The following is a 13,773-nucleotide window of genomic DNA, read 5'->3' as shown; positions in this document are numbered from 1 at the left end:
CCTCGTCTGCGCTCAGCGCGTCGGCTTTCAGCGATTGGGCCACTCTACCCGATGGCATGTAATAAGAGAAATGAATTTACTGGATTTGCCAGTATCAATGTCCTGCATTCCGTGACAGAATGGCCCGCATGCAGCTATCCCGGATCGACCTCAACCTCTTCGTGGTGTTCGACGCCATCTACAGCGAGGGCAGCATCACCGCGGCCGCGCGCCAGCTCAATCTGACGCAGCCCGCGGTCAGCCATGCGCTGGGGCGGCTGCGCACGCTGTTCGACGATCCGCTGTTCGAGCGGCGGGGGCAGGGGATGGCGCCGACCCCGCTCGCGCGCTCGCTCTCGGGCGAGGTGCGCGGGGCGTTGCAGTCGTTCGCGCGGACGCTGCAGGACACGCCGCATTTCGATCCGACGGCCACGGTGCGGCGCTTCACGATCGGCATGCGCGATGCGCTGGAGTCGACGCTGCTGCCGCCGCTGATGGCGCGCGTCACGGCGCTGGCGCCGCACGTCGATATCGCGGTGATCCGCTTCGACCGGCGCGAGATGGAGTCGGAGTTGCTGGCGGGCACGCTCGACGCGGCCATCGATATCCTGCTGCCGGTGTCGCCGGCGATCCACCACGCGGCGTTCATGTCGGACCCGATGGTGGTGCTGGCGCGGCGCGACCATCCGCTGGTGAAGAAGGAACTGACGCTCGAGCGCTACCTTGCGGCCGAGCACCTGCATGTATCGTCACGGCGCCGTGGCGCGGGGCTCGAGGATCAGGCCCTGCACCGCATGGGCCTGACGCGACGCGTGCGGCTACGGTGCCAGCACTATGCGGGCGCCTGCCGCGTGGTCAGTACCACCGATCTGCTGGCCACGTTGCCGTTGCGCTATGCGCGCATTGCCAACGAGCCTTATGCGAACCGCATCCTCTCGCTACCGTTCGCCGTGCCGGCGCTCGAACTGCATCTGTACTGGCATGGCGGGGGAGAGAACGATGGGGCGAACCGGTGGCTGCGGGAACAGCTGCTCGCGGTGATGCAGTCGCTGGGCGGTACGCCGCCCGAGAACCCTACAGCGTCGTGAACGACCAGTTCAGGTTGACGCCCTGTCCGCCGAGCGTTCCCGTCACCGTGACGCTGTAGCGCGTCCCGCTGGCCAGCGGTGCGGTCGGCGTGCACATCGCCAGTCCGCGCGCGGCGCCCGACATGCCGGCGGTTCGCGCATCGACCTTCTCGCAAGGCACGTTGCGTCCCTGCGCATCGGTTATCGTGAACGTGTCCGCGTTGAACGCCAGCGCCGTGTCGATGGCCTGCAGCGTGACCGGATAGCCGATCGTCTGGCCCGCGTAGGCCGGCGCCGGATTGGGACTCTCGTTGTTGACCCAGCTGGCCGGCACATCGGCCTGGCCGTCGTACGGATACGCCACCATCAGATTGTCCGCGCCACCCTTGCTGGCATCGGCAAGGTCGATGGTCTGGTAGTAGCTCGCCGACGTACCGCCATTGCTGCCGGCACCGACGCTTTCAGCGAAGCCGCTGCCTGCCGAACCGTAGCTGCCGAGCAGCGCCGCGCGGTGGAAGGGCGCGTTGATCAGATCGACGACCAGCGCATCCTTTGGCGTCATCGACAGATTGGCCCCCGCGGCCGAGGTCCAGCGATTGCCCGTCGCCACCACCTCGGCGGTGGCGCTGGTCGGATACACGGCCTGAATCCGCCCGTTCGCCGTCGCGCCGGTGAAGCCCGGCGCCCCCGACGTCTCGTCATGCGTGAGCGTCTGGCTGGCGAGCATGTACGCGGTGTGATTCTGCGCGGAGGTCCCGAGCGCATCGCGCGCGGTCAGCGGCGGCAGGCCCACCTGCTCGCGGCGATAGTTGGCATAGCAGAGCCCCGCGCTACGCGCGTCGTCGAGCACGCGATAGCCCGACACGCCCGTGCCGCGCGCCGGCAGCACGCCGATCGCGCCCGTCACCGGCGCGGCAGCGTTGCCCGTGACCGTGTAGCACGCGCGCGCTGTCGTGGTGGCGGGAGACGGGGCCCCCGGCACGGCGGTGGACGCCTGCGCGGCCGTGCCCGTGCCCGCACCCATGCCTGGACTCGCGGTGGACGCCGCGGCCTGCGGCGCGGCACCGCCCTCGTCGCCCCCGCCACCACAGGCGGCGAGCAACGCGGCCGCGCTGACAGCGAGCGGCAAGGCAAACGGCAAGACGAAAAAACGGCGCGAAATCAACGGCGTGGAGCGGCCCATCACAAATGTATCCCCGGTAAGACAAAAACCGGACGATGTTAGGGATTCAACGAAAGGCGGGCCAGCATGCAAACATTTATTTACGTTGTGATCCGCGCGCGCTGCACGAACCCACCGCGCCGTCCGCGTCGAAACCCGCCGCCATACGCGGCCCAAGCCGCTACAATCGCCCTCATTCTTCCCCCCAGGAGAGCGGCATGTCCGACGCGGCAAACGAGAGCAAGAAGACGAATAACACCCTCTGGCGCGCGACGCTGGCGCTAGCCATTGCCGCCGCGCTCAGCGCCTGCGGCACGACGGACAAGTCCGCGGACGGCACCGGTGCCGCGCAGACTGCCGCCCCGGCCACGGCGGCGCCGCAGGCTTCCACCGCCGGGCTGCCCCCGGCGCCCGAGGTGTCCTCCGGTTATCGGCCGGGGATGAGCACCATCTACGGTCAGCGCCATATGGCCGCCGCCGCGAATCCGCTGGCGACGGAAGCCGGCCGCGAGATCCTGCGTGCGGGCGGGTCCGCGATCGACGCGGCCGTCGCCATGCAGGCCGTGCTGACGCTCGTCGAGCCGCAGGCCACGGGCATCGGCGGCGGGGCGTTCATCATGTACTGGGACGGCAAGCGCGTGCAGGCCTTCGACGGCCGCGAGACCGCGCCGGCCGGCGCGACGGAAAACCTGTTCATGCGTCCCGACGGCAAGCCGATGGAGTTCTCCGAAGGCCAGATCGGCGGCCGCTCGGTCGGGACGCCCGGCGTGCTGCGCGCGCTCGAACTGGCGCACCGCCAGCATGGCCGCCTGCCATGGGCCCGCCTGTTCCAGCCCGCGATCAAGCTCGCGGAGGGCGGCTTCCCGATGTCGCCGCGCCTCTACACGCAGGTCGCCGCCGACAAGTTCATGGGCGGCTCGCCGGAAATGACGGCGTACTTCCTGGACGCGCAGGGCAAGGCCAAGCCGGTCGGCACGATCATCAAGAACCCGCAGCTCGCGCAGACGCTGCGCCAGATCGCGCGCCGCGGGCCCAACGCGCTCTACACGGGCCCGATCGCGCAGGAGATCGTCACGAAGGTCAACGGTCATCCGAATCCGGGGAGCCTGTCGGCGAAGGACCTGATGCAGTACAAGGCCGTCGAACGCAAGCCGGTCTGCACGGACTACAAGCAGTGGAAGGTGTGCGGCATGCCGCCGCCGTCGTCGGGCGGCATCGCCATCGCGCAGATTCTGGGCACGCTGGAGGCGCTCGAGAAACGTGACCCGCGCTATGCGCTGGCCAGCCTCAAGCCGCGTCAGGTCAACACGCCCGCGCTGATGGAAGCGGATCCGCTCGCCGTGCACGCGATCTCGGAAGCCGATCGCCTCGCGTATGCCGACCGTGGCCTCTACGTGGCCGACGCCGACTTCGTGCCCGTCGATGTCGCCGGCCTCGTCAACCCGTCGTATCTGGCCGAACGTGCCGGGCTGATCGGCGACAAGAGCATGGGCAAGGCGCAGCCGGGCGTGCCGGCCGGCACCAAGGTCGCGTTCGCGCCGGACCCTTCGCCGCCGCGTATCTCGACGTCGCAGATCGTCGCGGTGGATGACCGCGGCGGCGCGATCTCGATGACCACGACGATCGAGTCGTATTTCGGGTCGCACATCATGGTGCGCGGCTTCATGCTCAACAATCAGCTCACGGACTTCTCGTTCACGCCGAGCGAGAACGGCAAGCCGATCGCGAACCGCGTGCAGCCGGGCAAGCGTCCGCGCTCGTCGATGGCGCCGACGCTCGTGTTCGATCGCGAAAGCGGCCGCCTCGTCGCCACGCTCGGATCGCCGGGCGGCTCGCAGATCATCGAGTACGTGTCGAAGACGCTCGTGGGCCTGCTCGACTGGGACATGGATGTGCAGAACGCCGTGGGCATGGCGAACTTCGGCAGCCGCAACGGCCCCACCGAACTCGAGAAGGGACTCGTGACGCCGCAACTGGCCGAGGCGCTGCGCCAGCGCGGCCATCAGGTGGCGGAGATCGAGATGACGAGCGGCACGCAGGCCATCGTGCGCAAGACGCGTGACGGCAAGCCCGTCTGGGCCGGCGGCGCCGACCCGCGCCGCGAAGGCGTGGCGCTCGCGGACTGAGCGCGCGCTCCGGAAATGAAAAGGCGAGGGCAGTTGCCCTCGCCAAACAGACCCCCCAGACCGCAGTCTTCCCGGTGTATCGCCCCGGGTTCGACTGCCCGTCAGACGACGGTCAATACCGTCACGCGTCGAGCTTCACGCCCGACGACTTCACGACCTCGGCCCAGCGCTTCTCCTCGGTCACGAACCACTTGTTCGTCTCGGCCGGCGTCATCGTCACGACTTCCGCACCCTGGCCCGCGAGCTGCGCGCGAATCTCCGGCGTGCGGATGATGCGGATGAGCTCGCTGCTCAGGCGTGCGACGATCGCGTCGGGCATGCCCTTCGGCGCCATCACGCCTTGCCACGTACCCGATTCGAAGTTCGCCACGCCTTGCTCGGCAATCGTCGGCACCTGACCGACCAGCGGCATGCGCGTCTTCTTGGACACGGCCAGCAGCTTCAGCTTGCCCGCCTGCACCTGCGGCAGCGTGGCCAGCATGCCGTTCATCAGCACCTGCGCGGTACCGCCGACGGTATCGGCAATCGCCTGCGCACCGCCCTTGTACGGCACGTATTGCCACGCGGCGCCGGTCGCCTGCTGCACGGCCACGCCGGCCAGGTGCGGCGCGCTGCCGATGGCCGTCACGGCGAAGTTCAGCGTCTGCTTGTGCGACAGCGCGACCAGTTCCTTGAGGTTGTTCACGGGTACGCTCGGATGCACCACCAGCAGGTGCGGCGAGTAAGCGAGCATCGCCACGCCCTTGAGGTCCTTGTCCGGGCTGAAGGTCAGCTTGGTGTAGACCGACGGGCTGATGGCCAGCGCGCCCACGTCGCAGAGCAGCAGCGTGTGATTGTCGGCGCCCGACTGCGCGACCATGGCGGCACCGATGTTGCCGTTGGCGCCGGGGCGGTTATCGACGACGATCGGCTGGCCCAGCGCGTCGCCGAGCTGCTTGCTGATCAGGCGCGCGATGATGTCGGAGGAGCCGCCGGCGGGGTAGGGCACGACGAGGCGGATCGGGCGATTGGGCCATTTGTCTTCGGCCCATGCAGACATGGGCGCAATCAGGCCCGACGTGCCGAGCGTACCGAGGGCGGCGAGCCCGGATGCCTGACCGAGGAAGCGACGGCGTGCGTTCATTGTATGTCTCCAGTAACGCTTATCATAAGATGTCGTACAACATGTGTCGCGAGTGTAGACGCGTTTCCGGAGCAGGTCTATTAGGGATTAACGCTTATCCATCACGCAAAGATGGGCATCCGGAGATGCCCATCGCGCTGATCAGTTGTCTGATGACATCTGCGGGGGATGGGCGCTATTTGCCGGCCTTCTGCGCATACACCCACCCCATCTCGGCCATCGGCCGCGCCCGCTTGCCCGCGTCGGTGGCCTGCGCGGAAGAGGCCGTGCCATCGACGACGCGCTTCATGATGCCCTGCAGGATCCCGGCAATCCGGAACATGCTGAATGCGAGGTAGAAATTCCAGTCGCCCGTGATCGGCCGCCCGGTGCGCTGCTCGTAGCGCTTGCGATAGGCCGCTTCGTCCGGAATGCCGAGCCCCGCGTGATCGAGCCCCGCGATGCCGCGGAACTGCCCCGGGGCGATATGCCAGCTCATGCAGTGATAGCCGAAGTCCGCCATCGGATGCCCAAGCGTGGACAGCTCCCAGTCGAGCACCGCCAGCACCCGAGGCTCCGTGGGATGGAACATCAGGTTGTCGAGCCGGTAGTCGCCATGCACGATGCTGGTCAGCGCATCGGCATCGGCGGGGATGTGCTCGGGCAGCCAGGCCATGAGGTTGTCCATCGCCGGAATCGATTCGGTCTCGGACAGCTTGTACTGCTTGGTCCACCGTTCGATCTGGCGCTGGAAGTAGTTGCCGGGCTTGCCATAGTCGGCCAGCCCGATCGCGCGATAGTCCACGGTATGCAGGGCCGCGATGACGCGATTCATCTCGTCATAGATCGCCGCCCGCTCGGCCGTCGACATGCCGGGCAGCGACTGGTCCCACAGCACGCGTCCCGCCACGAACTCCATGATGTAGAACGCGCGGCCGATCACCGACTCGTCCTCGCACAGCGCGAACATGCGCGCCACCGGCACGTCGGTGCCCGCCAGCGCGGCCATCACGCGATACTCGCGTTCGATCGCATGGGCCGAAGGCAGCAGCTTCTCGCGCGGGCCGGGCTTCGCGCGCATCACGTAGGTCTGCTTCGGCGTGACGAGCTTGAAGGTGGGGTTCGACTGGCCGCCCTTGAACTGCTCGACGGTCAGCGGCCCGGCAAAGTCCTCGACATGCGCGCGCATCCACTGCTCTAGCGCGCCTACGTCGAAGCGCTGCTGGTCGGCCACCGGCCGGGTCCCTTCGAATTGCGAAACGTTGCTGCTCATGGTGTCTCCGTGGATCTTTTGTATTTGCCGCGAGCGTGCGTTCCGATGACGCGTTACCGATACTTCGGCTTGCGCTTCTCGAGAAACGCCCCGATGCCTTCGCCCGCATCCGCGTGATGGAGCGCGGAGACGAAGCTGTCGCGCTCCGCGGTCAGATGCTCGGTCAGCGTGGCGCCGCCCGCATGGTTGATCAGCGCCTTGATGCCGCGGATCGCGTTCGGCGATTCTTTCGCCAGCCCCTCGGCCAATCGCTGGGCCTCCACCAGCGCCTGCCCCGGCGGCACCACGCGATTGACGATACCGAATTGTGCAAGCCGGGCCGGGTCGATGGGTTTGCCCTCCATCATGAATTCGCTCGCGAGCTGGCGCGGCAGCATGCGCGCGAGTTCGTAGGAGCCGCCGCCGTCGGGCGTCAGGCCCACCTTGACGTACGCCATCACGAACTTGGCATCGCTCGCGGCCACCACGAAATCGCAGGCAAGCGCGAGCGAGAAGCCCGCCCCGGCCGCCGGGCCTTCCACGGCGGCGATCACGGGCTTGGGAAACGCATGCAGCGTCTCGATCCAGTGGTTCAGCGTCTCGATGCTCTCCGCCTGCACCGAGGGCGGCTTGGCGCGATTGCCGAGCAGGCGGTTCAGGTTGCCGCCCGCGCAGAACACGCCGTCGGCACCGGTAAAGATCACGGCGCGGATCGCGTCATCGCGCGCGGCCACCTCGAGCGCTTCGTGGGAAGCGGCATAGATGTCCGGATGCAGCGCATTGCGCGCCTCGGGGTTCGAGATGGTGAGGATCAGCGTCCCGTCGACGCGTTCGGAAAGCAGTTGGGCGGTCATGGCAGCCTCTTGGAGGGCAAAAACAAAAAGGGCGCCCCGTGTCTCGTCGGGGCGCCCGCGATCAGGCTTCGTCGGTCAGCAGCGACAGGCCGAGGCCCGCGCGGCGCCACAGCCATGGACTCGGGCGGTAACGCATGTCGCCGGTCAGCCGGTCGAGATTGCGCAGCACCTCGACGATCACGTCGGCGCCGATCGCATCGCCGAGCGCCAGCGGACCCTTCGGATAACCGAGGCCGAGGTTCACCGCGAGGTCGATGTCGGTCGGCGTGGCGATGCGCTGCTGCGCGATATCGCTCGCGATATTCACGATCGTGCCGACGATGCGCTGGGCCACGAAACCGGCGGAGTCGCGAATCACGGTCACGGGCACGCCGTCGCTGGCGAACAGGCCGTGCGCGGCATCGCGCGCGGCGGCCGTCGTGGCCGGCGTGGTCATCAGCGTGCGGCGCTTGGTGGCCTCGAACGGCAGCAGCGTATCGATGGCAACGGTACGCGTGGCATCGAGGCCTTCCATCAGCGCGGCCGAGGTCGCGTCGAGGCCCAGCGGGGTCACCACGATCAGCGCATCGGCGGACGGCGCGTTACCGGCTTCCGGCGCGATGCCGAGCGCGGTCAGCAGCTTGACGGTCATTGCATGGCCACGCTCGTTCGCGCGGCTCACCCACACGCTCGCGGGACGCGCGGCCGGCGCGGGCGCGGCGGCCGGCACCTGCTTCTGGCCATCGACGTAGGCATAGAAACCGCCACCCGACTTGCGGCCGAGCAGGCCGCCGACCGAACGCAGCGCCGTGATCGGCGACGGACGGTAGCGCGGTTCCTGGTAGAACTGGTTGTAGATCGACTCCATCACGGGGTGCGACACATCGAGCCCGGTCAGGTCCATGAGCTCGAAGGGGCCCATGCGGAAGCCGGCCTGCTCGCGCATGATGTTGTCGATATCGGCGAACGAGGCCACGCCTTCCTGCGCGACCTTGAGGCCCTCGATGTTCATGCCGCGGCCCGCGTGGTTCACGATAAAGCCCGGCATATCCTTGCAGCGCACCGGCGTGTGGCCCATGCGGCGCGACAGCGCCATCAGCGCGTCGCCCACGGCGGGGTCGCCGGACAGGCCGTCGATCACCTCGACCACCTTCATCAGCGGTACCGGATTGAAGAAGTGATAGCCCGTGACGCGGCCGGGGTGTTTGGCGCCCACGGCGATCGCGGTAATTGACAGCGACGAGGTGTTCGATGCGATGATCGCTTCCGGACGTACGATCGCCTCGAGCTTCGCGATGAGGTCGCGCTTGACGTCGAGCTTCTCCACGATGGCCTCGAGCACCATGTCGCACGGTGCGAGGTCCTCGAGCGCGTTGCACGGCTTCACGCGGGCGAGGAACGCTTCCGCGTCGGTGGCACTGATCTTGCCTTTATCAGCGAGCCGGGCGAACGTGTCCTGCAGGTATTGACGCGCCGCGGCGACGGCCTGCGGATTCGTGTCGAACAGGTTGACGGTCAGGCCGGCCTGCGCGGCGATCTGGGCAATGCCGCGCCCCATGGCGCCGGTGCCCACGATACCGAGTGTTTCGATCGAGAAGTTGCTCATGATTCGTCCAGAAAGGTGTGGTTAAATTAGCACGATCGTACGTTTTTTGCACTCGGCGACCGCCCGTAGTTCGCTACGTGGCGTGCGCTGATCGGCCATTCGCCGTCAAGCCGCGCCGGATAGAGCGCAGCGATTGCCACCAGGAGAGAGAGACATGCTGAAGCTATGCGGATTCGCCGCCAGCAACTATTACAACAAGGTGAAGCTGGTGTTGCTGGAAAAGAATTTGCCGTTCGAGGAAGAGCTTGCATGGATCGGCGAGACCGACACCGCGGCCTCGCCGGTCGGCAAGGTGCCCTACATGATGACCGATGCGGGACCGCTGTGCGAATCGGAGACGCTCGCGGAGTACATCGAGGCCACGTATCCGCAGCATGCGCTGCTGCCGTCGGACCCGTACCAGGCCTGCAAGGTCCGCGAGCTCGTGACGTTCATGGAGCTCTATCTGGAGCTCACGGTGCGCGAGCTGTATCCGGAGGCGTTCTTTGGCGGGAAGGTCAGCGACAACGTGAAGGCGCGGCAGCTGAAGTTGCTCGAGCGCTACGTGCCGGGGTTTGCGGCGCTGGCGAAGTTCTCGCCGTATATCGCGGGCGACACGTTCACGCTGGCCGACTGCGCGGCGGTCTGCCATCTGCCGCTGGTCTCCTCGGCGACGAAGATCATCTACGGCCGCGACATGCTCGCGGATCTGCCGGTGAAGGACTACCTGAAGCGCATGGGGGAGCGGCCCACGGTGCGGAAGGTCATGGAGGACCGGAAGGTCAATGCCGAAGCGATGATGGCCCGCTACGCGTGACGCGGGCCGGCTGTTCGGCTTAGCGCCTAGATCCGGGCGAGACGCTCCAGCGCCAGCGCCAGCGTCTCTTCCTTCTTCGCGAAGCAGAACCGCACCACCCCCGACTCGCGCGTCTGCGAGTAGAACGCGGACACCGGAATCGCGGCCACGCCGATCTCGCGCGTGAGCCACATCGAGAAATCGGCCTCGCTCATGTCGGAGATGGCCGAGTAGTCCACGCACTGGAAATACGTCCCATCCGACGGCAGCAGCTTGAAGCGCGTCGTCGCGAGCCCCGTGCGGAAGAAATCGCGCTTGGCCTGATAGAACGCGGCCAGTTCGAGATAGGGCTTCGGGTCGGCCATGTAATCGGCCAGCCCATGCTGCACGGGCGTATTCACCGTGAACACGTTGAACTGGTGCACCTTGCGGAACTCCGCGGTCAGCGCGGCCGGCGCGGCCACGAAGCCGACCTTCCAGCCGGTCACGTGATAGGTCTTGCCGAAGCTCGACACCACGAAGCTGCGGCGCGCGAGTTCGGGATGCCGCGACACCGATTCGTGGCGCTGGCCGTCATAGACCATATGCTCGTAGACCTCGTCCGACAGCACGAGGATATCGGTGCCGGCGAGCAGGTCGGCCAGCTGGTTCATGTCCTCCTCGCGCCAGATCGTCCCCGTGGGGTTGTGCGGCGTGTTGATAAGGATCATGCGCGTGCGCGGCGTGATGGCGGCGGCCAGCTTGTCGAACGGAATGCGGAACAGCGGCGCTTCCAGCGCCACGGGCACCACGGTGCCGCCCGCCAGCTCGATCGCGGGAATGTAGCTGTCGTAGCAGGGCTCCAGCACGATCACCTCGTCGCCCGGGTGCACCGCGCAGAGGATCGACGTCAGCAGCGCCTGCGTGGCGCCCGCCGTGATCGTGATCTCGCTGTTCATGTCGTACGTATGCCCGTACAGCGCCGCGATCTTGTTCGCGATCGCCTCGCGCAGCTTCGGCACGCCGGCCATCGGCGGGTACTGGTTGTGGCCCGCGCGCATGGCGCCCGTCACCGCATCGACGATGCGCGGGTCGCAATCGAAATCGGGAAAGCCCTGGCCCAGGTTGACCGCGTTCTTCTCGGCGGCAAGCGCCGACATCACGGTGAAGATCGTGGTGCCGACCTTCGGCAGGCGCGACAGCGGCGGGGTGAGGGGGGACATGCGCGGTGACATGCGCGGGGCGAGCGAAGAGTCCATGGAGCGATGTGGGAAGGGTAGCGATGTGCCCGACATTTTAGCGGGGTTCGGCGGCGGCGGCCTGCCATGCGGCGAGCCACGGGCCGAAGGCGGCCGGCTGCAGGATCTCCACCCCGCTCGAGCGGCGCAGGCGGCTCCTGAGCTTGAGCACGGCCTTGTCCTTCGACACCAGCACCGCCGCGCGCGAAAAATGGGCGAGTTCGACGAATTTCTGGTCGTCCGTGTCGCGGCAGCGCGCGAGCCGTGCCGCGGCAATCTCGGCGTCGTCGGGCGTCGGCGCGAGCGTCGTGTACCGATCGACTTCGGCCAGCGCGGCCGCGTTGTCCACCGCGAACCGCGCGAATTGCGGGTACTCGAGCACGCGCCGCAACTCTTCCCGGCAGTCGGCGCGGATCACCGGCGCAATGGTTCCGGCCTCCAGCGCGGCGCGGATCGGCGCCACGTACGGGTCGCGGAACACGAGCAGATCGATCCAGATATTGGAGTCGAGGACGACGCGCGGCGCGGCGGGAGATACGGACGCAAATTCGGTCGCAAGTTCGGACGCAAATTCGGCCGGGATGGGGGTCGCCGACACGTCGGCGATGGGTTCGGTGGGCATTCGCTACAATCGGGTCTTTGTTTCTGCCCGCGATTTTGCCATGCTCATCGTCCTGTCTCCCGCCAAGTCCCTTGACTACGAGACGCCCGCGCCCATCAAGACCCATACGATGCCGCGCTTTATCGACCGCTCGGCCACGCTGATCGAGCGCCTGCGCCGTCTGGCGCCGCAGGACGTGTCCGCGCTGATGGACATCTCGGACAAGCTCGCGGTGCTCAATGTCACGCGCTATGCGGACTGGTCCGCCGAGTTCACGGCCGCCAACAGCAAGCAGGCCGTGCTCGCGTTCAACGGCGACGTGTACGACGGCCTCGACGCGAAGTCGCTGACCACCGACGACCTCGCCTTCGCGCAGAAGCACCTGCGTATCCTGTCCGGCCTGTACGGCCTGCTGCGCCCGATGGACTGGATGCAGCCGTACCGGCTGGAGATGGGCACGCGCCTCGACAACGCCGCCGGCAAGGACCTGTATGCGTTCTGGGGCGACGATGTCACCAGGCTGCTGAACAAGGACATGTCGGACCTCAAGCATGAGGGCCCGGCCACGCTGATCAACCTCGCTTCCGAGGAATACTTCAAGGTGGTACGTCCCAAGGTGCTCAACGCGCGCGTGATCACGCCCGTGTTCGAGGACTGGAAGGGCGGCCGCTACAAGATCATCTCGTTCCATGCCAAGCGCGCGCGCGGCACCATGGCGCGCTATGCGGTCACGCATCGCGTCACCGAGCCCGCCAGGCTGCGCCGCTTCGCCGAGGACGGCTATGCCTTCGACAAGGCCGCCTCGAGCGACGACCGCTGGGTGTTCCGCCGCCGGCTGGAAGACTGAAGAAGGAAACCGCACCGATGACGACTTCCCTGCAATCCCCGCTGTATATCTCCTCGTCCTTCGATTCGGGCGCGATCGAGGTAGAATCGATCGCCCGCGCGGACGCCGGTGGTGCCAACGATATCCGCCTGCGCATCCGCGCCGACTCGCACGCGGACTTCCGCCAGTGGTTCCACTTCCGCCTGCAGGGCGCGGGCGGCCAGGCCTGCACGCTGCGCTTCCTGAACGCGGGCGAGTGCACGTATCCCGATGGCTGGCGCGATTACCGCGTGGTGGCCTCGTACGACCGTGCGAACTGGTTCCGCGTGCCGACGCAATACGACGGCACCACGCTGACCACGCAGTTCACGCCCGAACACGACAGCGTGTGGTTCGCGTACTTCGAGCCGTATTCGGAGGAGCGCCACCTGTCGCTGCTGGCCACGTGCCAGCGCTCGCCGCTCGCGCGGCTGACGCATCTGGGCAGCACCGTCGATGGCCGCGACCTCACGTGCGTGACCGTGGGCCAGCCGGGGCCGGGCAAGAAGACCATCTGGATGATCGCGCGCCAGCATCCGGGCGAGAGCATGGCCGAATGGTTCTGCGAGGGCGTGCTGCAGCGCCTGACGGGCACGGGCATGTGGCTCGGCGATCCGGTCGCGCGCCGCCTGCTGGACCGCGCGGTGTTCCATATCGTGCCGAACATGAATCCCGACGGGTCCGCGCGCGGCAACCTGCGCACCAACGCGGCGGGCGCGAACCTGAACCGCGAATGGATGGCGCCGTCGGCCGAGACGAGTCCCGAGGTCTGGCACGTGCGCCGCGCGATCGAGGCGACGGGCGTCGATATGTTCTTCGATATCCACGGCGACGAGGCGCTGCCGTACAACTTCGTGGCGGGCAGCGAGATGCTGCCGGGCTTCACCGAAGCCCAGCGCGAGCAGCAGAACCGCTTTATCGAGGCGTTCAAGCGCGCCACGCCGGACTTCCAGGACAAGTACGGCTACGCCGCGAGCAAGTACAACGCGGATGCGCTCAAGCTCGCCTCGAAGTACATCGGCCACACGTTCGGCTGCCTCGCGCTCACGCTGGAGATGCCGTTCAAGGACAACGCGGACCTGCCGGACGCCGCGGTCGGCTGGAACGGCCAGCGCAGCGCGCTGCTCGGCACCTCGATGCTGCAGGCGATTCTCGAGTATCTGGGCTGACGGGGTCGCGCCCGCGCCG

12 protein-coding genes are annotated in these 13,773 nt (G+C 67.3%); 5 read left to right on the top strand and 7 right to left on the bottom strand.

The features are described from left to right. The first annotated feature begins 128 nt into the window (after positions 1-128). Complete coding sequence (locus FOB72_RS09680) at positions 129-1,067, top strand: LysR family transcriptional regulator (protein ID WP_150372313.1); 939 nt, start codon at positions 129-131, stop codon at positions 1,065-1,067. Here FOB72_RS09680 and FOB72_RS09675 read toward each other — a convergent pair. Then, positions 1,054-2,175: a CAP domain-containing protein gene (locus tag FOB72_RS09675; protein ID WP_223851291.1), complete on the bottom strand. Its 1,122-nt coding sequence runs from the start codon at positions 2,173-2,175 to the stop codon at positions 1,054-1,056. The two genes, FOB72_RS09680 and FOB72_RS09675, sit on opposite strands and share 14 nt — an antisense overlap. A gap of 251 nt (positions 2,176-2,426) precedes the next feature. Between FOB72_RS09675 and ggt the strand changes: the two genes are divergently transcribed. Beyond that, the gene (gene ggt, locus FOB72_RS09670) at positions 2,427-4,334 is read left to right on the top strand and encodes a gamma-glutamyltransferase (protein ID WP_150372311.1); all 1,908 of its coding nucleotides are present in this window, start codon (positions 2,427-2,429) and stop codon (positions 4,332-4,334) included. Positions 4,335-4,455: 121 nt separating this feature from the next. Here ggt and FOB72_RS09665 read toward each other — a convergent pair whose 3' ends face one another. The 4 genes from FOB72_RS09665 to FOB72_RS09650 all read right to left on the bottom strand — a co-directional run bounded on the left by FOB72_RS09665 (position 4,456) and on the right by FOB72_RS09650 (position 9,127). Continuing rightward, the gene (locus tag FOB72_RS09665; protein WP_150372310.1) at positions 4,456-5,457 is read right to left on the bottom strand and encodes a Bug family tripartite tricarboxylate transporter substrate binding protein; all 1,002 of its coding nucleotides are present in this window, start codon (positions 5,455-5,457) and stop codon (positions 4,456-4,458) included. Between the two features lie 175 nt (positions 5,458-5,632). After that, on the bottom strand, positions 5,633-6,709 hold the full coding sequence (locus FOB72_RS09660) for a phosphotransferase (RefSeq protein ID WP_150372309.1): 1,077 nt from the start codon (positions 6,707-6,709) through the stop codon (positions 5,633-5,635). 53 nt (positions 6,710-6,762) lie between these two features. Continuing rightward, a complete protein-coding gene (locus FOB72_RS09655) occupies positions 6,763-7,542 on the bottom strand; it encodes an oxepin-CoA hydrolase, alternative type (protein ID WP_150372308.1) in 780 nt (259 codons plus the stop codon). Positions 7,543-7,603: 61 nt separating this feature from the next. Beyond that, positions 7,604-9,127, bottom strand: a complete 1,524-nt coding sequence (locus tag FOB72_RS09650; protein WP_150372307.1) for a 3-hydroxyacyl-CoA dehydrogenase — start codon at positions 9,125-9,127, stop codon at positions 7,604-7,606. A 154-nt stretch (positions 9,128-9,281) separates the two neighbouring features. On the opposite strand from FOB72_RS09650, the gene FOB72_RS09645 reads away from it, so the two are divergent. Next, positions 9,282-9,923, top strand: coding sequence for a glutathione S-transferase (locus FOB72_RS09645; protein ID WP_150372306.1), 642 nt, complete (start codon positions 9,282-9,284; stop codon positions 9,921-9,923). A gap of 26 nt (positions 9,924-9,949) precedes the next feature. Here the strand turns inward: FOB72_RS09645 and FOB72_RS09640 are convergent, their stop codons facing one another. Further along, the gene (locus tag FOB72_RS09640; protein ID WP_223851290.1) at positions 9,950-11,104 is read right to left on the bottom strand and encodes a pyridoxal phosphate-dependent aminotransferase; all 1,155 of its coding nucleotides are present in this window, start codon (positions 11,102-11,104) and stop codon (positions 9,950-9,952) included. A 73-nt stretch (positions 11,105-11,177) separates the two neighbouring features. After that, a complete protein-coding gene (locus FOB72_RS09635) occupies positions 11,178-11,741 on the bottom strand; it encodes a putative toxin-antitoxin system toxin component, PIN family (protein WP_150372304.1) in 564 nt (187 codons plus the stop codon). A 40-nt stretch (positions 11,742-11,781) separates the two neighbouring features. Between FOB72_RS09635 and yaaA the strand changes: the two genes are divergently transcribed. Next, positions 11,782-12,567, top strand: coding sequence for a peroxide stress protein YaaA (yaaA, locus tag FOB72_RS09630; protein ID WP_150372303.1), 786 nt, complete (start codon positions 11,782-11,784; stop codon positions 12,565-12,567). Between the two features lie 17 nt (positions 12,568-12,584). Then, positions 12,585-13,754 carry a M14-type cytosolic carboxypeptidase gene (locus tag FOB72_RS09625; protein WP_263364719.1) on the top strand — a complete coding sequence of 390 codons (1,170 nt, stop codon included), beginning with the start codon at positions 12,585-12,587 and terminating at the stop codon, positions 13,752-13,754. Positions 13,755-13,773 lie beyond the last annotated feature (19 nt).

Origin of the sequence: Cupriavidus pauculus, from assembly GCF_008693385.1 — a bacterium.
GTDB classification, from domain to species: Bacteria; Pseudomonadota; Gammaproteobacteria; order Burkholderiales; family Burkholderiaceae; genus Cupriavidus; species Cupriavidus pauculus_D.
Note: the sequence above shows the minus strand (reverse complement) of the source record. Positions and strands in the feature narration are given on the sequence as shown.

Bases quoted from the DNA above. Each gene is read 5' to 3' on its own strand.
- FOB72_RS09680 (WP_150372313.1), top strand. From the start codon at position 129: ATGCAGCTATCCCGGATCGACCTCAACCTCTTCGTGGTGTTCGACGCC.
- ggt (WP_150372311.1), top strand. From the start codon at position 2,427: ATGTCCGACGCGGCAAACGAGAGCAAGAAGACGAATAACACCCTCTGG.
- FOB72_RS09665 (WP_150372310.1), bottom strand. From the start codon at position 5,457: ATGAACGCACGCCGTCGCTTCCTCGGTCAGGCATCCGGGCTCGCCGCC.
- FOB72_RS09660 (WP_150372309.1), bottom strand. From the start codon at position 6,709: ATGAGCAGCAACGTTTCGCAATTCGAAGGGACCCGGCCGGTGGCCGAC.
- FOB72_RS09655 (WP_150372308.1), bottom strand. From the start codon at position 7,542: ATGACCGCCCAACTGCTTTCCGAACGCGTCGACGGGACGCTGATCCTC.
- FOB72_RS09650 (WP_150372307.1), bottom strand. From the start codon at position 9,127: ATGAGCAACTTCTCGATCGAAACACTCGGTATCGTGGGCACCGGCGCC.
- FOB72_RS09645 (WP_150372306.1), top strand. From the start codon at position 9,282: ATGCTGAAGCTATGCGGATTCGCCGCCAGCAACTATTACAACAAGGTG.
- FOB72_RS09640 (WP_223851290.1), bottom strand. From the start codon at position 11,104: ATGTCCCCCCTCACCCCGCCGCTGTCGCGCCTGCCGAAGGTCGGCACC.
- FOB72_RS09635 (WP_150372304.1), bottom strand. From the start codon at position 11,741: ATGCCCACCGAACCCATCGCCGACGTGTCGGCGACCCCCATCCCGGCC.
- yaaA (WP_150372303.1), top strand. From the start codon at position 11,782: ATGCTCATCGTCCTGTCTCCCGCCAAGTCCCTTGACTACGAGACGCCC.
- FOB72_RS09625 (WP_263364719.1), top strand. From the start codon at position 12,585: ATGACGACTTCCCTGCAATCCCCGCTGTATATCTCCTCGTCCTTCGAT.